The organism is Rhizobium sp. Root482 (assembly GCF_001426565.1).
In the GTDB taxonomy this organism is placed as follows: Bacteria; Pseudomonadota; Alphaproteobacteria; order Rhizobiales; family Rhizobiaceae; genus Pararhizobium.
On sequence record NZ_LMFA01000001.1, the window covers coordinates 428,770 to 440,842 of the forward strand.

Below are 12,073 nucleotides of genomic sequence, written 5' to 3' on the forward strand. Positions count from 1 at the left end.
ACGAATATCCCGGCATTGGGCATGCGCCTTTTTATGTTCCGCCTCGCTGAAACTATGGCCAATCCCGCCCCGGTCTTCACATGATAAGTTCGGCGGCAATGACCAAGAAAAACCACGTCATGACGCATCTGCATCTTGCGCGCCGCGGACCGACCGGATTAGCCTCGGAAAAAAGGGGAGCCTGGAATGAAGCCGCCGCCGCCATTAAACTATATCCGATCCTTCGAATGCTCCGCCCGGCATTTGAGTTTCACCGAAGCGGCCAACGAACTGGGCTATACGCAGGCCGCCATCAGCACCCATGTTCGCGCGCTGGAGCAGTATCTCGGCCGCCAGCTCTTCATCCGCTATCCGCGCAGCCTCAAGCTGACGGAAGTGGGCGAGGCCTTTCTTCCCACGCTGCGCCAGGCGCTGAACCAGATCGATTTCGCAACGGAAACCGTGCTCGCAGCCGCCCGCAACAAGACCGTCGTCATTTCCTGTCCCACCAGCCTTGCCGAGAACTGGCTCGCCAGATGCGTCGCCGGCTTCAGCCGGAAACATCCCGAGGTGGAAATCCTCCTGCATGGCACGATCTGGGAGGATTCCACGGAGCAGATCGCCGATATCCTCATTTCGATCCGCCGCTTCGACAATATGCCGTCACACGGCATGCAACTCTGGAACGACCGGCTTGTCCTGCTCTGCGCCCCCCAGCTCGTGCATGGCCAGAATGCGATCAGGACGCCAGAGGATGTTCTGAAGTCCAACTGGATCGCCGTGCATGGACGGCAGGAATTCTGGCAGGACATGGCCGATGCGCTCCGCATCGATGCTTCCGCAAACGACAAGCGGCTTTCCACCAATTCCACCAACATCGCACTGGAAATGGCGGCAAGCGGCGCCGGCTGCATCGTGACCACCCAGTCGCTCGCCCGCATCTACGTCGATCGCGGCCTGCTCGTCGAGCCGTTCCCGACACGCACCAAGAGCGCATGGAACTACTATCTCGCCGAGGGGCCTTCATCGAAGGGAACGACCGTCGCCAAGGTGCGCGACTGGATTGTGTCGGAAGCCCAGAAGGTGATCGGCTGACGAGCTTCGAGACGCAGATAGCCGACTTCAGACTAGCGAAGGCCGATCCGGCAACAAGCGAGAATTACGGGATCAATGACCTCGTTTTATTTATCCATTTACTGCCAAACCGGGCCGATTTCGCGATCTCGCCACCTTTTGGAAGAAACGGCCCACCCCTAGACTGAGGCTGGTCGGCAAGATCGCCGGCGGCAGAGTCATCAGTTCAAGGCTGGAATTCTATGCGCTCCCATGCTCAAGCGGTCGTCATCGGCGGCGGTCTCATCGGTTGTTCCATTCTCTACCATCTTGCCAAGCTCGGTTGGTCCGACGTCGTGCTTCTGGAGCGCAGCGAACTGACATCGGGCTCGACCTGGCATGCGGCGGCCAATATCCACGGTCTTCACGACTCCACCAATATCAGCCTGCTCCAGCACTACACGATGGCGCTCTACAAGGAACTGGAGGTGGAGACGGGGCAAGGCTGCGGCATCTTCCAGCCGGGCTCGCTCTATCTTGCCCAGACCGAGGCGCGTGAACACCAACTCCGGCTTCAAGAAGCCAAGGCGCGCCGTTACAAGATGAATTTCTACGAAGTCGGTCGCGACGAGGCGGAGCGCCTGCATCCCCTGGTCGATTTCGACGGCATCCGCTGCATCATGTACGAACCGGAAGGCGGCAATGTCGATCCTTCAGGCGTGACGATGGCCTATGCGACGGGCGCGCGCCAGCGAGGTGCCGAAATCCACCGCTTCACGCCGGTCACCGGCACGGAGGCGCTGCCGGACGGCAGCTGGATCGTGCGCACGCCGAAGGGCGATATCCACACCCAATGGGTTGTGAACGCCGCTGGCCTCTGGGGGCGTGAAGTCGCCGCCATGGCCGGGCTGGAACTCCCGCTGATGCCGACGGAGCATCAGTATTTCGTCACAGAGACGATCCCGGAAATCGCCGGCCTCGACCGCCGCCTCCCCTCCGTGGCCGATCGGGACGGGGAATACTATCTCCGGCAGGAAGGACTCGGCCTGCTGATCGGCGCCTATGAACGCGATATGCGGTTCTGGGCCGAGGACGGAACGCCGCCCGATTTCGGTCACGAGCTCTTCCCAGACGACATCGAGCGCATCGAGGAGAACATGATGCGCGCCATCGACCGTGTCCCGGTCGTCGGAAGGGCGGGCATCAAGCGCGTGATCAACGGGCCGATGATCTGGTCGCCGGATAGCGCCGTCCTTTTCGGTCCCGTGCCGGAAATGACGAACTACTTCTGTTGCAACGGCATCATTCCCGGCTTCTCGCAATCGGGCGGCATGGGCAAGCTTGCCGCGGAATGGATGATCGAAGGCGAACCATCGCTCGACATGTTCGGTTGGGACATGGCCCGTTTCGGCCAATGGGCGAGCAAGGCCTTCACCAAAGCGCGCGTGCAGGATCAGTACAGCCACCGGTTCAAGATCCATTTCCCCAACGAGGAACGCAGCGCCGGCCGGCCCGTCCGCACCCGGCCCGCCTATGAGCGGCAGAAGGAGATGGGTGCCGTCTTCGGCCTCAATTTCGGTTGGGAACATCCCCTCTGGTTCTCCGCCGACGGCGAGCCGAAGGAAGAAACGATCGGCTTCACCCGCCAGAACTGGTGGGCACCGGTCGGCCGCGAGGCGCGCATGCTGCGCGAGAACGCCGGCATCATCGATATCTCCAATTTCGCAAAATATGCCGTGAAGGGGCCGGGCGCAGAGAACTGGCTGAATGCGCTCTTTGCCAATCGCATGCCGACACAGATAGGGCGCTCGTGCCTGACACCGCTCATCGGCAAGCGCGGGGGCATCGCCGGCGACTTTACCGTCACCAGGCTGGCCGAAGAGGATTTCATGATCTTTGGGTCCGGCATGGCGGAACGCTACCACCAGAGGTTCTTCAAGGCGGTTCCCCTTCCGGAGAATACGACCTTTACCTCAATGACGGAACGCCTTTGCGCCTTCAACATCGCCGGGCCGAAATCGCGTGAATTGCTGATGCGCCTCACGAATGAGGACCTCTCCAACGAGAGCTTCCCCTTCATGCGCTCGCGCAGGATGACCGTCGCCGGCATCGATGTCGTCGCGCTGCGCGTCTCCTTCACCGGCGATCTCGGCTGGGAACTCCACTGTGACGCGGACCAGCAGGTCGCGCTCTACGACGCATTGCTGGAGGCAGGCGAGGATCTGGGTGCAGGCCCCGTCGGCTCCCGTGCGCTCGCTTCATTGCGCATCGAGAAGGGCTATGGCAGCTGGAGCCGCGAATACTCCCCGGAATACTGGCCGCAGGAAAGCGGGCTTGACCGGCTCGTCAAGCTTGAGAAGGACACTTTCCTGAACAAGGAAGCCTATCAGGCGATAGCGGGGAAATGCCCGAGGCAGACGATCGCCATGATATCGATCGACGCACGGGATGCGGACGCGACGGGCGGCGAACCGATCTTCCTTGGCGACGGCACGCCGATCGGCCAGGTTTCCTCCGGCGCCTATGGCTATACCGTCGGCCTGTCTCTGGCGCTCTGCTACCTCAATGCCGACACGGCGAAGCCCGGCGACAAGGTCAGCGTCGCCATCCTTGGCCAGCCGCATGAGGCTACCGTCCTGGAGCGCGCCCCATTCGATCCCACAGGAGAAAGACTTCGAAAGTAGAAGAGGAACCCGAAAACATGGGCGGTATTCGGCCGGGCGCGCCTGATACGGACTAACGTCAATCAGGGCGCGTCGTGCTGGCTGCGCAGATTGGTGACGACGCGCCGGTTCTGCACCTTGCACGAGCGGTCCGTGCAGTCGCGGACTTCGCGATCATTGCCGTAGCCCTTGGCCCACATGCGGCTGGCATCGACCCCCTTCGAGGCGAGATAGGCCATCGCCGCATCTGCGCGCTTCTGGGACAGCGATACCATTTGAGCCGCGGATCCCGAATCGTCAGCAAAACCCTGCAGCTTGAGCAGCCAGGCCGGGTTATTGTTGAGCCAACTGGCCTGGCTGTCCAATGTCGCCATAGCGACGGAATCGAGCTTCGCGGAATCCTGCGTAAAATAGATCCGGCGGCCGACATTGAGGATGAAATCCTCTTCGCTCCCCGCGGCGACCTTCTCGAAACCGGGCGCGGGATCGTTGGTCTCACCCGTCATCGGCACCGCGGCCGGCTCCTCCACGGAGGCGATATCGGGGGTGGTGCAGGCTGAGAGCGCCAGAAGCATGGACGCGGCCAGCAGGAGTTTCTTGTATCCGATCGGTGCAGACATCAGGATGATTTACCTCACTCGACCGGAATTGGTTGGCTCGTCTGCGCGGCATTTCCGGCCTGGTCGGCAATATGCGGCAGAACCTGCACGGCCGTGCCGATCGGGCAGCGCTGGTAGAGATCGATGGCGTCTTCGTTGAACATGCGGATGCATCCGCTGGAGGCATCCTTGCCGATGCTCCCCGGCTCCAGCGTACCGTGGAAGCGATAGCCGGTATCAACGCCGTCGCGATGCAGGTACAGGGCGCGCGGGCCAAGTGGGTTCTTCGCCGAGCCTCCCGCCACGAATTCAGGCAGTTCGGGATGGCGCTTGCGCATCTCCGGCGGCGGCGTCCAGCGCGGCCAAAGCGATTTACGATCGATCGTTGCACGGCCGAACCACTTGAAACCCTCGCGGCCGACACCAACGCCATAGCGGATGGCTGTCTTGTTCTCCATGATCAGATAGAGAAAATGGTGCCGCGTATCGACGACGACGGTACCGATCGGCTCGCTGCTGAAATATTTGACGACCTGGCGGCGCCATCGCGGGTCGATCCTGGCGAAGTTTGTTCTTCGAAACGCCACGCCATTGTCGATGGCATTGCCGTCGAAATAGGATGACGCCTGGGCAAGTGCCGATTGCCCGGCGACGCTGGCGCCAAGTGACGCCAAGCCACCCAGAAAAATCTCCCTACGGGTCCAAGTCATCGGCAAGATCCCCCGAAATGCCAAGTCATGAATTCGCAGTAAATCAGATTTATTATCTGCGGCAACAAAAATCTCTCAGCATCTATTCTTTCGTCGAGAGAGCCAGACTCCGGTGCATCAGGCCGCTATTCTAGTCATCGGCAGAAGCAGCCAGCACCGACCCGATCAAACCCGGGAACCGCGCCTCGAGGTCGTCGTGGCGGATGCTGAGGCGGCGGCCGCGGCCCAGGGATTCGTTGCGGATGACGCCAGCCTCGCGCAGCACCTTCATCAGATGCGACTTGGTCGATTTCGGCATAGAGGGGTCGGAGAGATGGCATTGCGCCATTTCGAGCGGACCGCTGGCAAGCTGGCGTACGATGGTCAAACGCTCGGGGTCGCTCAACGCAAAGAGCACGTTGGTAAGCTGCAGGTCTTCACGAGCCGGATGGGGAAGTTCTGTATTGTCGGATGCCATGGTTCGAATTTAGTTGAACCGTCCCCGGAATGATAGTAGTTATTTGTTCGAAAATATTCGAACCATCAGGTGTTTCGTGACCGATAACATATTATCCCTCCCTCTTCGCAACCTCGCGGGCTTCCGCATTACGCTTGCAGGACTGGCAGTGATGATGGCCGGCGCCAGTGCGCCCTCGCCCTTCTATCCCTCGCTGCAACAGGAGATCGGTTTTTCGGCGGCGACGCTGACCAGCATCTTCGCCGTGTATACCGTCGCGCTGCTGGCATCCTTGCTGGTCACGGGCTCGTTGTCGGATCATGTCGGCCGACGGCCGGTGATATCGGGCGGCTTTGCACTGATGGCGGTAAGTCTACTGCTGTTCTGGCAAGCGGCAGACGTGACCGGATTGATCATGGCGCGGCTATTACAGGGCATCGCGGCCGGGCTACTGCTCTCGGCGCTGTCCGCGGCCGTCGTCGACCTCGAGCCGAAAGACAGGCCAGGCAGCGCCTCGGTGTGGAACTCGGTCATTCCGCTCAGCGGGCTTGCCATGGGCGCTCTCGTGGCGGGCATACTGATGGACGTGACCGTGATGGCGGAGGCCGACGTGTTCGGCACGCTGGTTATCGCCTATGCGCTGTTTGCCGCTGTGATCTGGGTCATTCCCGAGACCGCGCCGCGGCACGAAGGCGTCTGGGCCTCGCTCCGGCCACGCATCGGCGTGCCGGCCACGGCTGCCAAGGCGTTCTGGCGCAGCGCCCCGGCTGTCATCGCAGGCTGGGCGACGGGCGGCCTCTACCTCTCGCTCGGCGCCCCGATCGTCCGACACGTCTTCGGCGCCGAAGATCATCTGACGCAGGCTGGCGTCATCGTCCTGCTCTGTGCTTCAGGCGCCGCCGCCTGCTATGTCGCGCGTGGCCATTCCTCCCGGCGGGTGACGCTTTACGGAACCTCGGCGCTCTCCATCGGCACCGCGTTAACGCTGGCTGCGATCGCCTGGCAGTCGCTGCCAGCCTATCTCGCGGCGCTGGTCGTTGCCGGAACGGGCTTCGGCACCTGCTTCTACGGCGTGCTGCGCTCCGTCGTCCCGGCCGTGCGCCCGGACGAGCGCGGCGAACTCTTCGCTTCGCTGTTCACGCTGAGCTATCTCGCCTTCGGCCTCCCCACCCTGTTGGCCGGCATGGCCGTTGGCACCTTCGGGCTGACGGCGACGATGCTGGGTTACAGCACCCTGATCGTGCTGTTCTCGGCATCGGCGGGCTTGTTGCGGAAGTTCGGGACCCGTGATTGAGGCTTCGTTCGGGGGCTGCCTCGAGCAGAATGGAACCGGCATTTCGCATCTCCCATGAAAATGGCCGCATCCTTTCCGATGCGGCCATTCCAATCGATGCGCCTTGCAGCGTGAGCCGAATTATTCGACCGGGCGAATATTCATGGCCAGCGTATCCTCGTCCGCCCGCGGCGTCAGCACGATCTTGTCCTTTTTCAATGCCCATGCGGTGAGCAGCGTCGCGAGCGCCAGGTTGGGACGATCGCTTGCGACCAGATCATTGGCCTTTTCGAGCAGGCCACGACGAGCGTCCGTGTCCATTTCCGCGCCCGCGCTCTCGATCAGCCTGTCCATTTCCGCGTTGGAATATCCACGCACATTGTAGGCGCCAAGCCCATGATCGGGAGCATAGCTGTGCATCAGCGAGGACAATGTATAGTTCGCCTCTCCCGTCAGCGTTCCCCAGCTTCCCATGTTGAGCGAATATTCGCCACGCGTCCGAGCGGGGTTGAAGACGGCAGCCGGTATGCCGTTGACCTCGACCGTGATGCCGATCATCGACAGCATCTGGGCGACCGTGGGCCCGAGCTCCATCGGCATGCGGTCATTGGCGTAGCTCAGCCTGATCTTGAACCCATCCTCGTAACCGGCCTCCTTGAGCAATTGCTTGGCACGATCGACGTCATATTTCGAAGGCTCGAGCGCCTTGTCGTACCCGAAGATATTGGAAGAGACGAGTTGGGTCGGAACGACCGCCAGTCCCTCGAGCGCATAGTCCACGATGGTCTCGCGATCGAGCGCCAGGTCAATTGCCTCCCGGACACGGGGATCGCGCAAGGGATTCTTGTCGAGCTTTGCGCCATCCTTGGCGGTGATCTCCGGACTGTCCTCGCGAAAATCGAACTCGAGATAGCTGACATAGATGCTCTCGTTCTTGACCACCGTGAGCGACGAATCCTGCTCGAGCACGGGAACGTCCGACGCCGGAACCTTGGAGATGATGTCGACCTGGCCGGCTTTCAGCTGAGCGACGCGCGAGGCATCGTTTGGAATTTCCTTTCGGATCACACGGTCCCACGGCTCGGCGCCACCCCAATATCCGTCGAAGCGCTCCAGCACGAGATCCTGGGTCGGGGCCCAGGAAACGAATTTATAGGGGCCGGTTCCCACCGCCGCCTTGCCGCTGTTGAACCCTTCAGTCGCGGTATCGCGAGTGGAATAATTGGCTGCAGCCTTGTGCGAGACGATGAACAGGCGCACGAAATCGTTCGGCAGGCTTGGTGCCGGATCGGTGGTCCTGATGCGTATCGTATAGGGATCGACGATCTCCAGCGAGCTGACACGACGCACGAAAATGGTGGTCGGATTGGGGCCGGTCACATCCGGGATGCGTTCGATCGAGAATTTGACGTCTTCGGCGGTGAAGTCCGAGCCGTCGTGGAACTTGACGCCCTGCCGGAGCTTGAATTCCCATGTCGTCTGGTCAAGCGGGGTCCAGCTGCGCGCCAGGGACGGCTCCAGCTCAAGATTGTTGCCGGACCGGACCAGCGTATCGTAAATATGCTTGACGGCATCCGCATTGGCCGCCGTGGCGGTAAAATGCGGATCCATCGAGGCGGGTCCCGCCTTGACGGCCATGACGAGATCGGCGGCCTTGGCGTGGCCCACCGACATCAGAAGTGCGGCACCCAGCAAAGCCGCATGCAATTGCTTTCTCATTGGATCATTCCCCTTCTTGGTTTGGTTTGTCGGCATGTCGCGGCGGCGCCTTGCAAAGCTCCGGCGACATCATGCCTCCTCCAGGACGGGCTCTTCCGAAGCCAGCCGCGGGATCGCATCGAGCAGCATTCTGGTGTAGGGCTGCTTCGGTGTTTCGAAGATGCTTTCCGCCGGCCCCTCTTCCACGATCCTTCCGCGGTACATCACCACGATCCGATCACAGAGATGGCGGACGACGCTCAGGTCGTGACTGATGAAGAGCAGCGTCAGGCCGAGTTCGTTACGCAGAGTCAGCAACAGGTTGAGGATCTGCGCCTGGATGGAGACATCCAGCGACGCCACCGGCTCGTCGCAGACGATCACGTCCGGGCGCATGGCAAGCGCCCGCGCAATGGCGATGCGCTGCCTCTGCCCGCCGGAGAACTGATGCGGATAGCGATCGGCAACCGCCGGGTCCAGGCTGACGGCTTCCAGCCACTTCGCGACATAGCCGCGTGCACCCGCGCGTGTCGTCAGCCCGTGGGCGACGGGGCCTTCAGCAATCGACTGGCCAACGGTCCGGCGCGGATCCAAAGAGGCGAACGGATCCTGGAAGATCATCTGAACCCTTGTCGTCAGCTTCCTGCCCTGCTGACCCGTCGATATGACCGAAGCGCCATCGATTTTGATGTCGCCTTCGGTGGGATGATAAATTCCGCAGACCATGCGGCCGAGCGTGGACTTTCCGGAGCCGGATTCCCCGACCAGCCCCAGCGCCTCGCCCCGGGCGATGGAGAAAGTGACATCGTTGACCGCCAGAACCGCGGATCTGGGCTTTACCAGATTCATCCTGGTGCCAAGCCGGCTGCAGAAGCTGGTTGGCCACTCGAACCGTTTGACCGCGTGTTTCACGGTCACGAATCCGCTCTGTGACTGCACTGGTCGGTGGGCAATTCTCATCTCGGAAGCCTGCTTGTCGCCCGCGTCGAGGCCCAGGAGCTGTCCCGGCCTGGAGCGCGACGGCAGGGCGTCGAGCAGCATGCGCGTATAGGGATGCGCGGGTGCGCCAAGCACCTCCGCCGCCGGGCCGGTTTCCACGATCTTTCCATATCTCATCACCGCGATGCGGTTGGATATGGAAGCCACCGTCGCCAGATCATGGCTGATCCAGATCAGGGAAATGCCCAGTTCCGCGACCAGAGCTTTGACTTCGACAAGAATCTCGGCCTGAACCGAAACATCGAGAGCGGTGGTCGGCTCATCCGCGATGATCACTTTCGGCCTGTGCAAAAGGGCGATGGCGATTGCCACCCGCTGGCGCATCCCGCCGGAGAATTCATGCGGATAGAAGTCGATTTTCTGTTCCGGATCGACGATGCGCACCTGCCGAAGCGCCTCGACGCAGCGGATACGCGCATCCGCATCGGAAATGCTTTCGTGGGCCCTGAGCGCCATGGTCATCTGATCGAGAATGGTGAGGACCGGATTGAGCGTCATCATCGGGTCTTGAAAGACCATCGAGATTTCCCGGCCACGAACATGCCGCAATCCGTCGCCGAGCCCGACCAGTTCCCTTCCTTCGATCGTGATCGACCCGTGGGTGATCCGGCCGGGCTTGTCGATCAATCCGATGATCGAGAAACCCGTGATCGATTTTCCGGAACCGGACTCGCCGACAAGGCCAAGCACTTCTCCCCGGTTGAGGTGGAAGGAAACACCATCGACAGCCTTCACCGTTCCCGCGCGGGTTTCGAAATGTGTATGGAGATCGGTAACCTTGAGAAGGGGAGCGGTCATTTTTTCAGCCTTGGATTAAGCTGGTCGCGCACCTGGTCGCCAACGATGTTGATTGCCATGATGAGCACGATCAGGGCGGCACCCGGATAGATCGATATCCAGTAGCGGCCGGACAGGAGATACTGGAAGCCGCCCGAAATCAGCATGCCGAGGGACGGTTCGGTGGGCGGCAGGCCCACTCCGAGAAACGACAGAGTGGCCTCCAGCGAGATGGCGCTGGCCACCTGCACGGTCGCGACGACGATCAACGGCGGCAGTGCATTGGGCAGGATATGGCGGGTCACCACGAACCAGCCGCTCATCGGAATGGAAAGCGCCGCCTCGACATAGTCCTTCCGGCGTTCAGCAGCTGCGGCGCCATGGGCCGTCCGCACGAAATAGGCGTATTGCGAAAAGGTCAGGGCGACGATCAGTTGGGACTTGCCCTGACCGAGGAGAGCGGCCACGACGAAGGCCATCAGAATGGCCGGAAACGACAGTTGAAGGTCGATCAGGCGCATCACGAACGCTTCAAAACGCCCGCCGACATAGGCTGCCGTCGAGCCGACGAGCGCGCCGATCGCAAACGCGATGCCGCCGGCCACCAGCCCCATCTGCAGCGAAATCCGCAGGCCGTAGAGGATGGCGGAAAACAGGTCCCTGCCCTGGCTGTCGGTGCCGAGAATATGGGTGTACCCGCCCATCCCCACATAGCCCGGCGGCCGCCGTGCATCCCGCAGCACCAGGCTCGCAAGGTCATAAGGATCCTGCGGCGCCACCAGCGGGGCGAGGATGGCCAGCACGATGATCACGGCCACGACGAAGGCGGCCGTCAGCGCCGCCGGGTGGCCGCGGAACTCGGCCCAGAACTCCGAGCCCGCACGGGGTTTTGTCAAGGATAGGGTCATTTTCCGCCTCTCTGCCGCATGCGCGGATCAAGCACTGCATAAGCAAGATCGACCGCCAGGTTGATTGTGATGAAAAGGAGAGACACCAGCATGAGATAGGCGACCATCACTGGTCGATCGAGCGATGTGATACTGTCGATGATCAGCTTGCCGAGGCCGGGCCAGGAGAAGATGGTCTCGGTGACGACGGCGAAGGCGATGGTCGAGCCCAGCTCGAGCCCGAACACCGTCACCAGAGGGATCGAGATCAGCCGAAGCACGTGCCTGCGCAGGATGGTCAGCTCACTGATGCCGGCCGCGCGGGCGAACTTGATCGTATCGGTCAGCATGATCTCGCGGGTGCCGGACGCGGCCAGCCGGATCATCATCGCCATCTTGAAAAGCGACAAGTTGACGGCCGGCAGGACCAGATGGTGCAAGCCGTCGATCGTGAGAAAGCTCCAGGGCATGCCGAAGATCGAAACGACATCGCCGCGACCTCCGGCCGGCATGATGCCGATCTCGACGGCAAAGACCACGATCATCATCAGCCCGATCCAGAAGGTGGGTACGGAAAATCCGAGAATGGAGACCGCCATGATGATCTTGGACGGCCAGCCGTCCGGCCTGTAGCCGGCATAGACACCGAGCGGGATGCCGATGACGCTCGCGAGCAGGACCGCGATCGTCGCCAGTTCCATCGTCGCGGGGAAGCGCGACGCGACGAGTTCTGAAACCGGCATGTTGTAGACGAAGGACCGGCCGAAATCGCCCTGGAGCAGGCTGGTCATGAAATGAAGATATTGCTGCCAGATCGGAAGATCGAGACCGTACTGGGCGATCACCTGCTGGCGGATTTCCTGTGTGGCGTCGGGCGATATCAGCACATCGACGGGATTGCCGATGAGGAAGACGCCGGCAAACACCAGGATCGACATCACCAGCATCACCAGCAGCGCCTGCCATATTCTATGCACGATAAATGCAGTCATCAGCCTC

At 61.5% G+C, this 12,073-nt stretch carries 10 protein-coding genes; 3 read left to right on the plus strand and 7 right to left on the minus strand.

Features of this window, described 5'->3' with window-relative positions; all coding sequences use genetic code 11:
- Window positions 1-186 precede the first annotated feature (186 nt).
- Together ASD31_RS01845 and ASD31_RS01850 are read left to right on the plus strand one after the other, a co-directional pair.
- Window positions 187-1,074, plus strand: coding sequence for a LysR substrate-binding domain-containing protein (locus ASD31_RS01845; RefSeq protein WP_056328496.1), 888 nt, complete (start codon window positions 187-189; stop codon window positions 1,072-1,074).
- A gap of 221 nt (window positions 1,075-1,295) precedes the next feature.
- Complete coding sequence (locus ASD31_RS01850; RefSeq protein WP_056328498.1) at window positions 1,296-3,716, plus strand: GcvT family protein; 2,421 nt, start codon at window positions 1,296-1,298, stop codon at window positions 3,714-3,716.
- Window positions 3,717-3,778: 62 nt separating this feature from the next.
- On the opposite strand, the gene ASD31_RS01855 is transcribed toward ASD31_RS01850, so the two are convergent.
- The 3 genes from ASD31_RS01855 to ASD31_RS01865 form a co-directional block, all read right to left on the minus strand.
- Window positions 3,779-4,315 (minus strand): OmpA family protein, encoded by a 537-nt coding sequence (locus ASD31_RS01855; protein WP_056328499.1) that lies wholly within the window; start codon window positions 4,313-4,315, stop codon window positions 3,779-3,781.
- A gap of 14 nt (window positions 4,316-4,329) precedes the next feature.
- A complete protein-coding gene (locus ASD31_RS01860) occupies window positions 4,330-5,004 on the minus strand; it encodes a L,D-transpeptidase (protein WP_056328501.1) in 675 nt (224 codons plus the stop codon).
- Between the two features lie 130 nt (window positions 5,005-5,134).
- Complete coding sequence (locus ASD31_RS01865) at window positions 5,135-5,461, minus strand: ArsR/SmtB family transcription factor (protein ID WP_056328502.1); 327 nt, start codon at window positions 5,459-5,461, stop codon at window positions 5,135-5,137.
- A gap of 148 nt (window positions 5,462-5,609) precedes the next feature.
- Here ASD31_RS01865 and ASD31_RS01870 point away from each other — a divergent pair, with 148 nt between their 5' ends.
- On the plus strand, window positions 5,610-6,734 hold the full coding sequence (locus ASD31_RS01870) for an MFS transporter (RefSeq protein WP_274534248.1): 1,125 nt from the start codon (window positions 5,610-5,612) through the stop codon (window positions 6,732-6,734).
- A gap of 120 nt (window positions 6,735-6,854) precedes the next feature.
- Here ASD31_RS01870 and ASD31_RS01875 read toward each other — a convergent pair whose 3' ends face one another.
- The 4 genes from ASD31_RS01875 to ASD31_RS01890 form a co-directional block, all read right to left on the minus strand.
- Entirely contained in the window at window positions 6,855-8,432 is a 1,578-nt protein-coding gene (locus tag ASD31_RS01875; RefSeq protein WP_056328504.1) for an ABC transporter substrate-binding protein, read from the minus strand.
- Between the two features lie 69 nt (window positions 8,433-8,501).
- Window positions 8,502-10,208 (minus strand): dipeptide ABC transporter ATP-binding protein, encoded by a 1,707-nt coding sequence (locus ASD31_RS01880; RefSeq protein ID WP_056328506.1) that lies wholly within the window; start codon window positions 10,206-10,208, stop codon window positions 8,502-8,504.
- The gene (locus ASD31_RS01885; RefSeq protein ID WP_056328507.1) at window positions 10,205-11,095 is read right to left on the minus strand and encodes an ABC transporter permease; all 891 of its coding nucleotides are present in this window, start codon (window positions 11,093-11,095) and stop codon (window positions 10,205-10,207) included. Before ASD31_RS01885 ends, ASD31_RS01880 begins: the two co-directional genes overlap by 4 nt.
- The gene (locus tag ASD31_RS01890; protein WP_056328510.1) at window positions 11,092-12,066 is read right to left on the minus strand and encodes an ABC transporter permease; all 975 of its coding nucleotides are present in this window, start codon (window positions 12,064-12,066) and stop codon (window positions 11,092-11,094) included. Before ASD31_RS01890 ends, ASD31_RS01885 begins: the two co-directional genes overlap by 4 nt.
- Window positions 12,067-12,073 lie beyond the last annotated feature (7 nt).

What these genes read in the sequence shown, in the direction of transcription:
- ASD31_RS01845 (WP_056328496.1), top strand. Translation starts at nt 187, where the DNA reads ATGAAGCCGCCGCCGCCATTAAACTATATCCGATCCTTCGAATGCTCC.
- ASD31_RS01850 (WP_056328498.1), top strand. Translation starts at nt 1,296, where the DNA reads ATGCGCTCCCATGCTCAAGCGGTCGTCATCGGCGGCGGTCTCATCGGT.
- ASD31_RS01855 (WP_056328499.1), bottom strand. Translation starts at nt 4,315, where the DNA reads ATGTCTGCACCGATCGGATACAAGAAACTCCTGCTGGCCGCGTCCATG.
- ASD31_RS01860 (WP_056328501.1), bottom strand. Translation starts at nt 5,004, where the DNA reads ATGACTTGGACCCGTAGGGAGATTTTTCTGGGTGGCTTGGCGTCACTT.
- ASD31_RS01865 (WP_056328502.1), bottom strand. Translation starts at nt 5,461, where the DNA reads ATGGCATCCGACAATACAGAACTTCCCCATCCGGCTCGTGAAGACCTG.
- ASD31_RS01875 (WP_056328504.1), bottom strand. Translation starts at nt 8,432, where the DNA reads ATGAGAAAGCAATTGCATGCGGCTTTGCTGGGTGCCGCACTTCTGATG.
- ASD31_RS01880 (WP_056328506.1), bottom strand. Translation starts at nt 10,208, where the DNA reads ATGACCGCTCCCCTTCTCAAGGTTACCGATCTCCATACACATTTCGAA.
- ASD31_RS01885 (WP_056328507.1), bottom strand. Translation starts at nt 11,095, where the DNA reads ATGACCCTATCCTTGACAAAACCCCGTGCGGGCTCGGAGTTCTGGGCC.
- ASD31_RS01890 (WP_056328510.1), bottom strand. Translation starts at nt 12,066, where the DNA reads ATGACTGCATTTATCGTGCATAGAATATGGCAGGCGCTGCTGGTGATG.